Raw genomic sequence first — 15,792 nt, 5'->3', positions numbered from 1 at the left:
CTTCTTGGCTGCCGGTGTCGCCTTCGCGGTGGATATCGTGGTGAGTGTGATCGTCACATGCTGTTCGATATTCGCACCATTGTCGGTGCGCTGCTCGGCTGCTACGGCCTGATCGTGCTGGCGACCGGGCTGTTCTACGACAATGACCTGCAGGAGGCGAAAACCGGTGGTATCAACATAAATCTGTGGGCCGGTATCGGCATGCTCGTCGCGTCGGTGGTGTTCCTGGCGTGGGTGCGGCTGCGGCCGGTGCAGGTGCCGCCCACCGTGGATACCACCCCGGATGCGTCACCGACCGCCGAATAGTCCGGCGCGGACTCTGGGCGGCGGGTGACACTACATCGCGGGTAGCCGCTCGCCCTGTACGACTTCGATATCGAGTTCGATTTTGACGGTGGTGCCGATCGCGGCCACACCGGCGCGCACGGCCGCGTTGTAGTCGATCGCGAAATCGTTGCGGTGCAATAGTGTTTCGGCGTGGAACGCGGCACGTACACCGCCCCACGGATCCGACCCGAACCCGCCGTAGGTCACCGCCAGATCGACCGAGCGCTGCTGCCCGTGCAGGACCAGCTCGCCGGGCATCATCCAGGTATCGGCACCGGTACGACGCAATCCGTGGCCGGTGAAGGTGATCATCGGATAACTGTCGACATCCAAGAACTCCGGCGAGCGAAGATGATTGTCCCGCATCGAGATACCGGTATCGATACTCGCCGCCCCGACCTCGGCGTGCCCGGTGGACCGCTCGAATGGCGCAGCGATATCGAGCCGTCCACTCACCTTCGCGAATCGCGCCTTGATACTCGCGATACCCAGATGACGCGCGGTGGCGATCACCGTCGAATGTGCGGGATCGATCGTCCACGGTCCCGGTGGGGGAGCCGTCACGGTCCCCGCCACCGGCGTCAACACCACCTCACCGAGCACTCCGGTGCCCGCCGCGGAGATCTGCGCGACCCGCGCCACCGGTCCGAACCCGACAGCGGTGAGAACCGCGGTATGCACGCCCGCGGGGAGAAGTTCGGTGTTCACCGCTCCGGTCTCGTCGGCGATCGCGTGGGCGAGCTGGCGGCCCGTCATATCCGTCACCGTCAATACCGCGTCCGGCACCGGCCACCCCGCCGCGGTGCGAACCCGGCCGGTCAACCCGCTCATCGACGATCCCCGAGTTCGTAACCGAGCCGCACGTCGTAGGCGACCTCGCCACCGGCGACAGTGATCTGCCCGGTCACCGGCGGATAGCCACGGGCAACCACGGTGTACTGACCTTCGAGCAGATCAGGGACGACGTAGCGCCCGTTCTCGTCGGTGCGCACCGACGCGGTCACCGCACCCGCCGCGTCGAGCACATTGACCAGCACGTCCGGCGCCGGCCGGTCGCCGTCGGTCCACGCGGATCCGGCCAGCACCCCCATCGCGATCAGCTCGATGTCATGGCGCAGCACCCCACTGTCGGGCACCGTCACCGTGATCGCGCTGGGACGCATGTGCTCAGCGGCCGCGACCAAGGTATAGACGCCCGACATCACTCCGTGGCACGTGTACCCGCCGTCGCCGTCGGTGACGGCGGCCCCGACCACCGCACCACGCGAATCGGTCAGCGTGACGGTCGCACCCGATAGCGGCGAACCGTGGCCAGCGGTGCGGATCACACCCGACAACTCGCCGGAACCCGCCAGGGTCAGATCCAACGCCCGGGGTCGCTGATCAAGCGACACATTGACCGCGGTGGGCTGGTGCCCACTCGCCGACACGATCAGCACATAGCCACCGGCTGTCGGCGCGCTGATCGCGTAACCGCCATCAGCGCCACTGCTCGCCCGCGCGACCTGGCGGCCGCCCTGATCGATCAACGTCAACACCGCACCCGGCAGCGGATGGCCATCCTCGCGGTGGACACGACCGCCCAATGCCCCACCGCCGCAGTCCGATCCGGACGATTCCTCGGTCGCCAGAGCGGTCTGCGGCAGCGCGTCGGCCCGGTATGCCCCATGGCCGTTCCGCGCCGTCGACGTATGCCGCCCGGCCGCTGCGGTCGGCATTGGTTCGGCCGCGGCCGACACTCGCTCGGCGCCTTCCCGGACCTCGTCGTCGTCCCAGCTCGACCCCACGAGTACCGCCAGCTCGGAATCCAATGCGGCCATGTGGTCCGTCTCGGGCGAATTATCCTGCACCGCAGCCTCTTTCGTGGTCGGGTCCAGGGCGGGATCGATATCGATCGTGCTGCGCAGCGGACGGTTCGGGAGCATCGCGGTCGCGATGAGGGCGACGACCGCCGCGACCGCGGCGATGAGGAAGATCCGGCCGGTCGCGTCACCGTAGGCGGCCCGTACCACCGTGACCACCGGTGCGGGCAAGGCATGGAGATTCAGGCTACCGCCGCCCGAGGAGCCGGCCGGGATGCCCAGGCTGGCGAAACCCGCCGCCGACAGATCGCTCACCCGGGTAGCCAGCACCGACCCCAGCACGGAGACGCCGACAGCGCCGCCGAAGGTGCGGAAGAAGGCGACACTGCTCGATGCCGCGCCGATATTGTGCACACTCACGGTGTTCTGCACGGCCAGCACCAGGTTCTGCATCATCATGCCGACACCGAGTCCGACAATCGCGATGTATACGCCGACCAGCCACAGGTTGGTGGCGTGATCGATGGTCGAGAGCAGCCCGAACCCGACCACCAACAGCGCACCGCCGGTGACGACGAACGCCTTCCATTTCCCGAACCGGGTGATCAGCTGTCCCGAACCGGTTGATGCCACGAGCATGCCCGCGACCATCGGAATGGTCAGCACACCGGCCACCGTCGGTGAGTATCCGCGCGCTGTCTGGAAGTACTGACCCAGGAAGGTGGTCGCTCCGAACATGCCGATGCCGACCGCGATCGAGGCGATGATCGCCAGACCGGTGGTGCGTTCGGTGACGATCGACAGCGGGATGATCGGCGCTTTGGCTCGGGATTCCACCAGTACGGTGGCGAGCAGCAACAACACGCCCGCGCCGACATAGATGGCCGATTCGCGGGAGAACCACGCGTAGTAGTCCGCCTTGCCCGCGAACGACACCCAGATGAGCAGCACCGATACCCCGGCCGTCATCAGGGCCGCGCCGAGCCAGTCGATAGACACCCCGGCCTTGCGTTCGGTGGGCAACCGCAGGGTCCGCTGTAGCAGGACCAGGGCGATCACGGCCAGGGGCACACAGACGAAGAAACACCAGCGCCAGCCGAGCGGACTGTCGACGATGACGCCGCCGAGGATGGGGCCACCGGACATCGAAACCGCCATGACGGCACCCATATAGCCGGAATAGCGCCCGCGCTCACGCGGCGAGACGATGGAGCCGATGATCGCCACGACGAGGGCGGTCAATCCGCCCATGCCGATGCCCTGAATCACGCGTGCTGCCAACAGCATCGGCACATTGCCCGCGACACCGGCGATTACCGAACCAATGACGAAGATGACAATGGCCGTCTGGACCAACAGCTTCTTGTTGAACAGATCGGCGAACTTGCCCCAGATGGGGGTGGACGCGGCATTGGCCAACAGTGCGGTAGTGATGACCCAGGCGTAGGCGGTCTGCGACCCTTCCAGGTCGCCGATGATCGTGGGCAGTGCGGTCGCCACGATCGTGGTGCTGAGCAATGCCGTGAACAGTGCCGCCAGCAGCCCTGTCATGGCTTCCAGTACTTGACGATGGGTCATCGCGTCCGGGGCACGCCGCGTCCCCGCGTCGACTGAATTAGACATCGGATTCCTGACTTTCTGTCGAAACCGGTCGGCGCTCGCCCACGGCGGTGTGGTGCGCGACCGCGGCCAGCGAATTCCTGAGCTTCTGAACAACCGTGGCGGCCTGCTCGGCTTCGACCTCACTCCAGTTGGCGAGAGCGGCCTGCAATGCCCGCGCCCGCGAGACTCGAACGCACCGCAGCAGTGCGCTGCCGTCGGCGGTGATCTGGATGAGCGTCGCTCGGCCGTCGTCGGGGTCGGCGTGACGGGCGATATTGCCGGAGCTCACCAGTTCGGCGACATGCCTGCTCAGGGTCGATTGGCTGATGCACAGGTCCGCAGCGAGGTCCACCTGTCGGCACGGCCCCCGGGCCTCGAGGGAACCCAGTACGCCGATACCGCCTGGAAGCAGGTCGCCCTCTTCCGGGTGGGAGAGGGCGGCGCGGATCGCCCGGCCCATGAAGAAGAGCTCTTTTATCAGGCTCTGAGCCGTATCGGGTGACACCGCCATGTCCACTCCCAGCACGAGAATATTTGCTTTCGGTACGCAACCATACGTAATTTACTTGCGGTAAGCAACTAACTAATGATGGAGGTGCCCAGCTGAGTGTCTGCCAGGACATGTGTCGGCCCGCCGGGTCGACGTACCGCGGTGGGTCGAGGCGGCGGGGGCCGAATTGCGTTCCATGCCACAAGCACGCCGGAATGACGAGGGTAGTGCGCGCGGAACTTCTGACCAGGTGCTCAGCGCGCCGTGGTTCGTCAGCCGATTCGGCCCGGACCAGCCGGTCCGGGCCGAATCGGTTGACTGCGGGTCGAACTACTCGGCTGGACGCGGCGGCAGTGGCGAGTTGATGGTGGTGAAGTAGTCGATGATCGATGCGACAGCCACCGGAGCGGTAATGAGAATGGTACCGGCGATACCGATCAGACTCGCGCCCGCGGCCGCACCGAGCAGGCAGCCGATGATCGGACCGGAGCCGAGGCCGGCGAGGATTGGAGCGGTTGCGATGGTGGTGGCCACCGCGCCGACGGCACAGCCGACAATGCCACCCAGCACGGTGGTGGTCAGCCCGGAAAGGGTTGCGGCGAAGCCGATTCGCCCCGTCATCCGTGACCAGGCGGCCTTCTCCCGCTCGTACTCGTTCTTGAATTCGGCCTTGTCCTCGAAGGGCAGGGCCACCGGCTGGTAAACCGCGTGCTCCCGGTCGAGTCGCGGTGTCAGGGTCGCGGTGCGACCGGTGATCTCGGCGGCCACCGGGAAGACGAACTCGTCGACCCGAACCCGCAGCGGCGCACCCGCTACGACGGTGCCATCGGTCGACTTGATCTCCAGGACGCCGTCGGCGACGTTCAGCGAGCCGATATCGGTGGACAGGGTCAGGCTCTCGTCCTGCGCCTCATACGACACATTCACCGGTGCGGGCGTGGTTGTGACCGGATCGGCATGGCTCGTCCCGGTCGCTAGACCCAGCGCCGTGATGAGCATGGCGGACGTAGCGGCGAGCTTCTTGATCTTCATCAGGTGAAATTCCTTGTTTCGCATATGGGGGCGCGCCGTCGCTCTGGGGAGAACCGGCGCGAAACCCGTGGAGAGGCAGACGAATCCGGCGGCACGGCAGTGTCGCCGTGTCGCTGAGCGGATTCGAGGTAGTTGTTAGACCGGGGTCTTCCGGCGGGCGAGCAGGCCGACCACCAGGTCCACGAGAAGGAAGCCGAGCACAGTCAGTCCGACCAGCGGCGCGAACCAGCCGATCACCACGCTCACCGCCGCGAACGGCGCGAGCAGCCACAGCGGCACCCCGCGCAATACACCGCGCCGCGGCGCACGACCCACGGCAAAGCTATTGCCCCCCTTGGTCGGACGACGCCGCCACCACATGAGGTAACCGCGCACGACCACGGTGATCAGGCCGATCATGACGGCCAACAACAGCAACTGGTTGAGCAGGCCGAACATCAGACCCATATGGAACTGGATGCCCCAGTTGGTGAATTTGGCCATGAGCGGCCAGTCCGAGTACCGCAGCACATCGGTGACCTCGCCGGTCGCACCGTTCACCGCGATCGAGTCGATGGTGTAGACCCCGGACATGCGACGCTCCTTGGCCGTGAAGGCCACACCGTCCTCGGCCGGAACGCTGATCTCCACCGGGCCCTCGATGCCGTTGGCGCGAATCACGCCGAATACCCGGTTCACCTGGTTGATTCGCGTGGCCGACGGCGAGGCGGCGGACGGGTCGGGCATACCGTGCTCGGCGTGTTCACCGGCCGGGGCGATCGGAGTCGGCGTACCGGGCAGTTTGCCGCTCACCGCGGGCGTCACCCAGCTCATCTCCGCGCGGAGCTTCGACACATTCTCGCCCGCGTACTTGGACCAGGTCATACCGGTCACCGAGAGCAGCAGGATTACCGGCAGAATCCACACCCCCACGGCCGCATGCCAATTCAGTGTGCGACCGCGCGGGCGAGAGCGATCCGGCCGGAGTAGCCAGCCCGCGCCGCTACGGGTGCGCCGGGCACGAACCCGGCGAATCCACAGCACCAGACCGGCCAGCGCGATCACCCACATCCAGGACGCGGCCAACTCGCTGTAGAGGCGGCCGGGATCGCCCAGATGTAGATCCCGATGCAGGTGGTCGATCCAGGTGCGGGTGGGCAGTGCGCCCGAACTGCCGTAGACGACGCTGTCACCGAGCGGTTGCGCGGTCACCGGGTCGACGAAAACGGCCCGCCGTTCGGATTCGCCGAGCGTCGGGTCGTTGAAAATGACCCGGGTGGTGTCGCCGGTGTTCTGGGCCGGAGCGACAGCCACCAGCGGCAGCTTCGGCAGCGTCGCCGCGGCCGCGTTGATCTGAGTCGACAACGGCTGCACCGGTCCGGTGGAATCGGTGTGCAGCACACCGCGTTCGGTGAAGTTCTCCAGCGTGGGGGCGATGGCGTAGAGCGCACCCGTCAGGGCCGCGATCAGAATGAACGGTCCGACGAAAACGCCCGCGTAGAAATGCAGTCGCAGCATCAGCGCCTGGAATGCGCTGCCCGCTTTCCTGCCGCTGTTCGCGGAATCGGCGGGGGGATCGGAATCGAGGGTAGGCGAGGGCGGCGGTGTCGCATCGACACCGCTTTCGGTGATGGTCACTAGCGGACTTTCTGGTTCGAGTGGTCACCCGAGACGCGCCCGCTCCATCGATCCGCCGCAAGGGGGAGACAGGTATGCGCGTACCGCGACATCACACAGGCGGGAAAGCCCATGTGCCGGGTGAGAAATGAGAATCAGCCTCGAACGAGAACAGGTGGTCCGCGCGTGCGGAAGGTATCGGCCGCGAATATGCGCAGCACGACCCGATCGCGGTGCTCGATGGGCAGTGCGGGCGGTCCGGACCGGACCGGCAGCACCACCGGCGCCGGTAGTACCCGCGCCAATACCGTGGTGGTGATGCGATAGGCGGCTTCCGCGCCCAGGATCAGGACGGCCGCGACAATCGCGCCGACGACGTGCGCGGCCAGCATGCTCGGCGTCCACAGCGACTGGTGATGATGGTGGCCACCGCCACCGCTCCACGACATGCTCAGGTGGCCGAGTAGTTGCCCGCCCACCAGCGCCGCGACCAACCCGAGCGCCGTGGTGCGCAGCGCGCCCACCCCGGCGGTCAACGCGCCGACCACGGCGGAACCGGCGATGAGCAGCGTCACCGCATTCGAATCGGGGACCGCGGCCCCCGACGCCCAGCCATGTGCGGCGACCGCGAGCGCCCCGGAAATCGAACCGGCCGCCCCACCCCGCAAAACCGCTGCATCGCTGCGGAAATGCGCCGTGGAACGGCCGGACTCGAAACTCACGTGCTGATGATAGCTGGCGGCTACTCCGCCGGAACCTCCATCTCGATGAGCGGCTTGCGCAGCAGCTTGCCGGTGGCATTGCGCGGCAGCTCATCGAGGAAGATCACCTCGCGCGGCACCTTGTAGCGCGCCAGGTTCTCCTTCACGTAGTCCTTGATCTCACCGACGTCACGCTTGGAATCCGGACCCGGCACCACAATCGCGCGCAGCCGCTTGCCGAAGGTGCGATCGTCCACACCCACCACGGCGGCCTCGAACACATCGGACCGGTTGGACAGCAGGTTCTCGACCTCCTGCGGGAAGACGTTCTCACCACCGGAGACGATCATGTCGTCGTCGCGACCGTCGATGAACAGCAGGCCGTCGGCATCGAAGTGGCCGACATCGCCGCTGGACATGAGGCCGTCGACGAACTCCTTGGTGCGGCCGTCGGTGTAGGCCTTGAACGAGTGCGCGTTGCCGATGAAGATGGTGCCCGTCACGCCCGGCTTGGTAATGCGCTTGCGGTTCTCGTCGTAGAGCGCGAGCGTAATGCCGACCGGCGGGCGGCCCGCGGTGGTCGGGGCCTTACGCAGCTCCTCCGGATTGGCTACGGAGATAACCGCGCATTCGGTGGAGCCGTACAGGTTGTAGAGGGTGGGCCCGAAGTAGTCCAGGCTGCGCAGCACCACATCCGGCGGAATGGACGAGCCCGCCGCGAAAATCACCTTCAGGGTGTCGGAGGGGCTGTACTTCTCCAGCACCTCCGGCGGTAGATCGAGCATGCGCTGGATCATGGTCGGCACCACGGTCAGGCCCTGCGCCTTGTACTTCTGGATATTGGCGAGGGTCTGCTCCGGATCGAAGCGACGCTGCTGGAAGACGACCCGATTGCCCAGGCCGATGGACAGCGTGAACTGCGAGAGGCCGGTGGCGTGGAAGATCGGCGCGGCCATTACGACGGTGCTGTTGCGCGGCAACGGGATTCGATCCAGGAACTGGGCCGAGATGAACGGGCTGACCTTATCGCGCGGCGCGCCCTTGGGGGTGCCGGTGGTGCCCGACGTGAGGATGACCATGCCGCCGGGCTTCTCCGGAGCCGGAATCGCCGCGGTGGACTGCCCCTGCGAGACCGACTCGATGGTCGGAATGCTCGGATCGGCATTGTCGTGCTCATCCACCCAGGTGAGGATGCGCGGAATGTCTTCAGGGATGGCACTCATGAGCTCGAAGAACTCACTGTCGTGCAGCACCGCCTTAACCTGCTCGCGCGCCGCGACATCGGCGAACTGCGGCTTGGCGAATCCGGTATTCATGAGGACGGCGCGCACCCCCAGCTTGCCCGCGGCGAGAATGCTCAACACCATGCCCCGGTGATCGCGAGCCAGAATGGCGATGACATCGCCGGCCTCGATGCCACGCGCGGTCAGGCCGCGGGCGAAGGCGTTCGAGAGCTCGTCGAGCTCCTTGACGGAGAGTTCACCGCGTTCGTCGACAATCGCCGCGTGCGGATTCGTCTGCGCCGCGTGCATGACGACACCGGCGAACGGGCCGAACTTCAGCACATTCAGCGCGGACTTCACCGCGTGATCGGGACGCAGGGGGTTGAACAGCCCCCGCTTCATCATGGCATTGACGCTGAGCGCCGTATCGCTGGCTTTGCGAAACACGGAGCTTGCCGCCGGGGCAAGTGACATGGGTACAACCTTCCGCGATTCCCCCTGCCGGACGAAGTCGGCCAGCGAACCGCAACATCGAGATCCAGTGCGCTTGCAGCCTAGCAAGCGCAGGCAGGAAGGTTGTGGTCCAGCTCTCTGTGACGTGCGGTTGCGCCTATTGGCCCTCGATTGTGACCTCCGGCTATACCTGGTACTCGATCAGTACCCGCCGCAGTAGCTTGCCGGTGGTATTACGCGGCAGGTCATCGAGGAAGATCACCTCGCGCGGCACCTTGTAGCGGGCCAGATTGCCCTTCACGTATGCCTTGATCTCCTCGGCGTCCGGCGTCGCGCCCGGCTCGGGAACGATGAAGGCGCGCAGGCGCTTGCCGAATTCCACATCGTCGACGCCGACCACCGCGGCGTCGAAGACATCCGGGCGCTCGAGCAGCAGGTTCTCCACCTCCTGCGGGAAGACGTTCTCACCGCCGGAAACAATCATGTCGTCATCGCGACCGTCCACGAAAAGTAGGCCGTTATCGTCGAAATGGCCGACATCGCCGCTGGACATATAGCCGTCGATAATCTGCTTGTGGCGGCCGTCGGTGTAGCCCTCGAAGGGCGCACCGGAGCGAATGAAGATGCGGCCGGTGACATTCTTGGCGTGCACGCGCATGCCTTCGTCGTCGAACAGCACCACCTCGCAGGTCAGCGGGGAGCGACCAGCGGTGCCCGGCGCCTTGGCCAGATCCTCCGGCCGCGCCACGGTCGCCACCGCGCATTCGGTAGAGCCGTACAGGTTGTACAGCACCGGACCGAAGACCTCGGCGGTGCGGACCGACAGCTCGGGCGAGAGCGCGGAGCCCGCGATTACAATGCACTTCAGCGCGGAGGTGTCGTATTTTTCGCGAATGCCGGGATCGAGTTCGACCATGCGATGCAGCATGGTCGGCACCGCCACCAGCATGTCGGCCCGGTGTTCGGCGATCAGGCTCAGCGTGCGCTCCGCGTCGAAGCGGCGAGACAGCACCACCTTGTTCCCCAGCGCCGTACCGACCAGCCAGGTGCCCATACCCGTGCTGTGGAAGATGGGCGAAACGATGACCATGGTGCCCTGGCGCGGGAAGTCGATCCGGTCCACCATCTGGACGGTGCCGATGGGGCCGACCTTGGTGCGCGGTGCGCCCTTGGGCAGGCCGGTGGTGCCGCTGGTGAGAATGATGAAGCCGCCGGGCTTGTCCGGGGCGGGCAGCGGGTCCGTGGAGTTGGCTGCGATCAGCGTGTCGAGAGTCGTTGCGCCGGAAGGCAGTTCATGGCCCTCGTCCACCCAGGTGAGGACCCGGTGCAGTTCCGGGGGCAGGGCGTCGAGCAGGCCCAGGAATTCACTGTCGTGCAGTACCGCCTTGACCTGCTCGCGGGCGCACACCTCCGCGAACTGCGGTTTGGCGAATCCGGTATTCATGAGCGCGGAGCGCACACCGAGCTTTCCGGCGGCGGCGAGGGAGATCAGCAGCCCGCGATGGTCGCGCGCCAGAATGCCGACCACCATGCCCGGCTCGATACCCATGGCCTGCAGACCACGTGCCAGGGCCGTCGATTGCTCATCGAGCTCGCGGTAGGTCATCTCACCGCGTTCATCAGCCAGGGCGGGCCGGTCCGGCCATACCCGCGCCGCGTGCCGCACCATGGTGGCCTGCGGTCCGAAGACCTTCGCCTCCTTCATGGTGCGCAGGGTCTCCATGGGATTGCGAGGGTCGCTGACACCGACCTCGCGTAACCGCCCCAAACCCTTGACAACCTCGGCGGTGTGAGTGAAGCGCTGTTGCACCGTGTGCAGAATCGAGGTCATCTCGATCAAACCTCCGAACTAGCCCATGTACTGCAGAAACATGACGAGTAGGCGCTCACGGTAGCAGTGAACTGTGACTTGGGTTACACACTTTCGGCCAAACTGCCCACAGATTGAGATGTTGAGCAGCCGGTGGGTCCGCGGTGGTTAAGTGGAGAGCGTGACCTCCTCCAGTGAGTTGCTCTTCGGTGTGTACGCAGCGAGTCAGGTCAGCGCGATCGCCGGACCACCGGACAATCGTGCGGCGATCGGCGACCTGGTGCGGCGGCTCCAGGGGGACGCGCCGTTCGTGGTGCGTGAATACCTGCACTACCTGGGCACACCACCGGATCCGGAGCGCGCGGCCGTCCTACATCCCGACCGGGTGTACGGCGAGCTGACCATGCCGGATCAGTGGTACCTGGACGGGCATCGACAGCTGGACTTGGTGCTCTGTTATCTGCCGGTCGCCGAGGATGTCGAGGGGTGGCTGCGGTTCATCGACCGGGCCATCGACCGGTATGGGGAGATTGCGCGGTACTTGCAGATCACCCTGGAGCCCAATTTCAATATTCCGTGGATCGACGGTAGTTCGCCCGGTGTGATGAACGCATTGGTGCAGGGAATTGCCCACGCGCGCAAGACACTCGACACCATCGGGTTGGAGCGGGTGCGCGTCGGGTTCTCGGTGGCCGAGCCGCCGGAGTGGATGGGTGGCGACGGCGCCTTCTGGGATGGGCTGGCCGTGGTGCCGCCGGCCGAATTCGCCGAGCAGGTGGACTATGTCGGGCTGGCGCTGTACCCCGATGCCTTCTCCCCGGTCGCACCGCACGGGACGCCGGGCGATATCGCCTCGCTGGTCGAACACGGTATCGCGCAGCTGCGGGAGGTGAACCTGCCGAAGGTGGGCATCGGATCGCATGTGCCGATCCATATCGCCGAATGCGGCAGCGTCACCGGCACGGAACGCAGTCCGGAACACCAGGCCGACAGCATCGATCACATGGTCCGGGCGGTGGTCGCCGTGCGTGAACGCTTCCATGTCCGGCACCTCGAGCTGTTCTCGCTGCGGGACGCGGATTCGGAGCGCTCGGAACCGCATGCGCAGCTGGGAATTACGACCAGCGACTACACACCCAAGGTGGCATTCGAGACCTATCGGAAGCTGGTCGCGGAGTTCAGCGCCTGAAGGTCGCTCGGCGGCGCGTCACAGATGCTCAGCGCGCAGGCTGTTCCCTGCGTGCGGTGATGGTCATGGGCAGGCCGAAGCGCGGGCGTAGTGAGATGAGCGAATGCTCGTCCACCGGATATCCGGGCTGCGGGGTGAGGCGATAACGCTGGGTGATCATGGCCACCGCGACCTGTATCTCCAGTTCCGCCAGCGGTGCGCCGATACAGCGTCGTGCGCCGCCCCCGAAGGGGAAGTGGGTGTAGGGCACCGGTTTCGGGCGGTCCGGGGCGAAGCGGTCGGGGTCGAAGGTATCTGGTTCGGGCCAATGCCGGGGGTCGTGGTGCACGGTGTGAGAACTGATGAACAGTGTGCTGCGGGCCGGCAGGTGGTAGCCACCGATCTCGACGTCGCGGGTGGTTTCGCGCGGGAACATGGGGATGGCGGGATGTAGGCGCAACGCCTCGTCGACGATCTGGGTCAGATAGGGGAGTCGTGGCAGGTCGGCAGCCTCGGGTGGGCGGCCATCGAGTTCCCGTTCCAGTTCGGCGGCAAGACGTTCGGTGACGTCGGGATGTTCGGCGAGTTCGTACAGTGTCCACGCCAGTCCACAGCCGGTGGTCTCGTGTCCGGCCAGCAGATAGGTCTTCAACTCGTCGGCGATCTGCTGCCTGGTCAGGGGTGCGCCGGTCGCGGGATCAATGGTGTCGAACAGGGTGCCCACCAGTCGATCCGGCGGAAGCTGACCTGAAAGATGCTGTGCGACCAGGGTATCGGCCACCCCATTGATCACCGCCCGGGTATTGCGTAAACGGCGGCGGACCGGACCCGGTACCCAACTCGGCAGCAATAGCTCCGGACTGCCCGGGAACATGCCCGACAGCACGTGTGGAATGGCGGCGACCACCTCGGTGGACCGCTCGCTGAGATCGCAGCCGCACAGCACGCGGGTGACCACCTCGAAGGCCAGGCGCATTACCTCGGGGACGATATCTATCGGGTCGTCCGGTGCGCCGAGCGCGTCCCAGCGGTCCATCATGTCGGTGATCACATCGGCAATCGTCGGCACGGCTGGTCGGAGGCTGCCGGAGCGGAAGAACGGCTGCCCGGCAGCGCGCAGGGTGCGCCACTGCTCACCGTCGGTGGTCAGCGAGCCCTTGCCGAAGAACAGTTCGAAACCGCCGTACACCTGGCCGCGTCGATACGCGCCGGTCTTGTCGTGCAGCACTTCCGAGATCGGGCCCGGACCGGTGACCTGGTACATGACCTGCGGACCGACTCGGAAGCGCGCGACTTCGCCGTAGTCGCGGTGCAGCTCGCCCATGATGGCAGCGGCATCGCGGCGGTAACGGCGAATGCCGAAGGGCAGTTTCGGGCCGGGTGGGGTACGCATGGCGCTCACCGACCCTTCACACATTTGTCGTAGAGATCGGGCAGGCGATTGTCGGGATCGTATGTCTCCTCGAGCTTTCGGTAGGTATCGCCGCCGTAGTGCCGCCAGAATTCCTTCTCGGTGTAGTGCGCCGTGGAGTAGAGCGGCTTATGCCCACCGAGTTCGGCAATGGCCCGCTCGATGAGCCGATTGTGGTAGTCGGGAGCCTCGCCCACACGTTGCCGCAGCGGCCACCAGAAGCCGACGCTGACATAGAGGCGATTCCGGTCGATCGGATACAACGTGGCCGGAGTGCGTAAACGCATGGGACACAGCCATACCGGGCTGATCCCGATCTCACGGGCGAAGAACTCCAGGAAATCCGGCACGGACTCGACCGGTAGATCGGCATCCTGTAGCACCCACTCGACGGGCCTGCCGATAGCGGAGGTCGCCCGGTCCGCCAGCCCACTCTGCCGCATCCGCATCTGAATCTTGCGGAACATCTCGGCATTTCGATACCTGCGTGGCCAGAGTCGGCGCACTAGCGGGTTCTCCAAGCCGAACAGCTTGGAGGTCCAGTAGAGATCGGTATCCCAGCGCCACAGGTAGTCACGGGTGGTGAGGTAATCCTGCGAGCGGGTACGCAGGGTGCGGTAGTAGATGCGCTGACCCGTGTAGTCGGAGACGAATGGCGGGTCATCGGTGTAGTCGGCCAGGACCAGGTGCACCGCATCCTCGGCGAAGTACGCGCCATCGACGAAATCAACCGGAATACCGTGGTACTCACCGCTGCTGTCTATTTCGAGGAGCGTATCCACCCACTCCCGCGCGGATGCGGTATGGATATGCCGGAGCCGTACATAGCGTTTGGCGGGCTCGAGCTCGAGTCGCAGCCGCAGGGCATATCCCAGCGAACCATACGAATGCGCGAACCCGTTGAACAGTTCGGCATGCTCGTTCTCCCGGGTGGCGGTCACCACCCGCCCATCTCCGGTCAGAATGTCCATCTCCCGCACACCGTCATGCGGCAACCCACCCCGAAACGACGACGACTCCGCTCCCGTCCCCGCCACTCCGCCGCCGATCGTGATGGTCTTACAGTCCAACACGACCGGCGGCAGCATCCCCTGGGCCAGCGTCGCGTCCGCGATGGTCTCGTAGGTGGCCATGCCCTGCACCTCGGCGGTCCGCGACTCGGGATCCACCGACAGCACCCGATCCAAATGCCGCACATCCAGGCTGGGTCCGCTGTGACGCTGCCTGGTCCGATACAGGTTGGAAGTGGGCTTGGTGAGTCGCACCGGGGTATCGGTAGGAAGCGCGGCGTACTGGCGCCGCAATTCCTCGACCGCCTGCCGATGCTCGGCGAACGCGATGTCGACCTGCGTGGATTCGACCATGGATTCCCCTGAGCGCGAAGCGATTATGACCACTCCGACGCTATAGCCGCAGGCGATGAGTGTCGTCGGTCAACAGTGGAATCCCGCTTCAACAATTGTTGAGAAGCTAGCTGGCAGCTGATTCCGGATCGAGCAACCCCGATTCATGCGCCAACGCTACGGCCTGAAAGGCCCGATCCAACTCCAACTTCCGCAACATATGGTGAATATGCGACCGCACCGTCACCTCCGCCACGAATAGCCGCTCGGCAATCGCCGCCACCGGCAGTCCGGTCGCCAACAGCCGCAACACCTGAATCTCACGCGCGGTCAATACCTGCCGAGGATCAACTCCGGTCCGCCGAGGACTCGCATTGACCAGCCTGGACAGCAGCCGCCCCGTCACCGACGGCGACAGAATCGCATTACCCGCCGCTACTTCCCTTATGCCATAGGCGATCTGACTCGGCGGATCGTGCTCGAGCAGGAACCCCCGCGCCCCGGCATGAAGCGCCGCTACGGCACCCGCCGCGCATTCCTCCGGCGCGAGTACCAGCACCGGAATCGCCTGAGCCATGGCGGCATCGACCAATTCGCCCGTCGCACAGCCGGTGGCGCTGGAGAGCGCTTCGGTGTCAGCGACAATGACGTCGGGCCGCAAGGAAGCCAACGCGGCTGCGGCCGCGCTTGCGTCCGCGAATTCACCGGCGACAGTCAGGTCGGGTTCGCCTGCCAGGACGCTGCGAAGGCCGAGTCGGATCAGTGGTTCTCGATCGCAGACGAGGACTCGGATCTCCATGTGCCAGCTCGCTTTCCGTGCGGCTCGGGGTTTGG

The 15,792-nt window shown here is 65.7% G+C and carries 13 protein-coding genes and 1 pseudogene; 2 read left to right on the top strand and 12 right to left on the bottom strand.

Going from position 1 to position 15,792, the window contains the following annotated elements; genetic code table 11:
• Positions 1-57: 57 nt before the first annotated feature.
• Entirely contained in the window at positions 58-306 is a 249-nt protein-coding gene (locus NU1_RS17890) for a hypothetical protein (protein WP_067522869.1), read from the top strand.
• A gap of 30 nt (positions 307-336) precedes the next feature.
• Here NU1_RS17890 and NU1_RS17885 read toward each other — a convergent pair whose 3' ends face one another.
• The 9 genes and pseudogenes from NU1_RS17885 to NU1_RS17850 all read right to left on the bottom strand — a co-directional run bounded on the left by NU1_RS17885 (position 337) and on the right by NU1_RS17850 (position 11,057).
• The gene (locus tag NU1_RS17885) at positions 337-1,158 is read right to left on the bottom strand and encodes a YceI family protein (RefSeq protein ID WP_067522867.1); all 822 of its coding nucleotides are present in this window, start codon (positions 1,156-1,158) and stop codon (positions 337-339) included.
• Positions 1,155-2,045 carry an MSCRAMM family protein gene (locus NU1_RS43325; protein ID WP_245720190.1) on the bottom strand — a complete coding sequence of 297 codons (891 nt, stop codon included), beginning with the start codon at positions 2,043-2,045 and terminating at the stop codon, positions 1,155-1,157. Before NU1_RS43325 ends, NU1_RS17885 begins: the two co-directional genes overlap by 4 nt.
• A 150-nt stretch (positions 2,046-2,195) precedes the next feature.
• Positions 2,196-3,707, bottom strand: a pseudogene (locus NU1_RS42785) (MDR family MFS transporter); the annotation flags it as partial.
• A 37-nt stretch (positions 3,708-3,744) separates the two neighbouring features.
• Entirely contained in the window at positions 3,745-4,242 is a 498-nt protein-coding gene (locus NU1_RS17875; RefSeq protein WP_067523036.1) for a MarR family winged helix-turn-helix transcriptional regulator, read from the bottom strand.
• A 309-nt stretch (positions 4,243-4,551) separates the two neighbouring features.
• Positions 4,552-5,253: a DUF8020 domain-containing protein gene (locus NU1_RS17870; protein ID WP_067523035.1), complete on the bottom strand. Its 702-nt coding sequence runs from the start codon at positions 5,251-5,253 to the stop codon at positions 4,552-4,554.
• Positions 5,254-5,388: 135 nt separating this feature from the next.
• Positions 5,389-6,870 carry a PepSY-associated TM helix domain-containing protein gene (locus NU1_RS17865; protein ID WP_067522865.1) on the bottom strand — a complete coding sequence of 494 codons (1,482 nt, stop codon included), beginning with the start codon at positions 6,868-6,870 and terminating at the stop codon, positions 5,389-5,391.
• A 134-nt stretch (positions 6,871-7,004) separates the two neighbouring features.
• Positions 7,005-7,571, bottom strand: coding sequence for a hypothetical protein (locus NU1_RS17860; RefSeq protein WP_084521543.1), 567 nt, complete (start codon positions 7,569-7,571; stop codon positions 7,005-7,007).
• 20 nt (positions 7,572-7,591) lie between these two features.
• The gene (locus tag NU1_RS17855) at positions 7,592-9,247 is read right to left on the bottom strand and encodes an acyl-CoA synthetase (RefSeq protein WP_067522863.1); all 1,656 of its coding nucleotides are present in this window, start codon (positions 9,245-9,247) and stop codon (positions 7,592-7,594) included.
• Positions 9,248-9,410: 163 nt separating this feature from the next.
• Positions 9,411-11,057, bottom strand: coding sequence for an acyl-CoA synthetase (locus NU1_RS17850; protein WP_067523033.1), 1,647 nt, complete (start codon positions 11,055-11,057; stop codon positions 9,411-9,413).
• Positions 11,058-11,217: 160 nt separating this feature from the next.
• Between NU1_RS17850 and NU1_RS17845 the strand changes: the two genes are divergently transcribed.
• Positions 11,218-12,225 (top strand): hypothetical protein, encoded by a 1,008-nt coding sequence (locus tag NU1_RS17845; RefSeq protein WP_157552443.1) that lies wholly within the window; start codon positions 11,218-11,220, stop codon positions 12,223-12,225.
• Between the two features lie 28 nt (positions 12,226-12,253).
• On the opposite strand, the gene NU1_RS17840 is transcribed toward NU1_RS17845, so the two are convergent.
• The 3 genes from NU1_RS17840 to NU1_RS17830 form a co-directional block, all read right to left on the bottom strand.
• Positions 12,254-13,597, bottom strand: a complete 1,344-nt coding sequence (locus NU1_RS17840) for a cytochrome P450 (RefSeq protein ID WP_169815087.1) — start codon at positions 13,595-13,597, stop codon at positions 12,254-12,256.
• A 5-nt stretch (positions 13,598-13,602) separates the two neighbouring features.
• On the bottom strand, positions 13,603-14,979 hold the full coding sequence (locus NU1_RS17835; protein ID WP_067522857.1) for an FAD-binding oxidoreductase: 1,377 nt from the start codon (positions 14,977-14,979) through the stop codon (positions 13,603-13,605).
• A 106-nt stretch (positions 14,980-15,085) separates the two neighbouring features.
• The coding region (locus NU1_RS17830) for a response regulator transcription factor (protein ID WP_218027843.1) at positions 15,086-15,792 on the bottom strand (707 nt) is incomplete at its 5' end.

The organism is Nocardia uniformis NBRC 13702 (assembly GCF_001613345.1).
Taxonomy (GTDB): domain Bacteria; phylum Actinomycetota; class Actinomycetes; order Mycobacteriales; family Mycobacteriaceae; genus Nocardia; species Nocardia uniformis.
The sequence above is the reverse complement of the archived record's forward strand: the minus strand, read 5'-3'. Positions and strand labels throughout refer to the sequence as shown.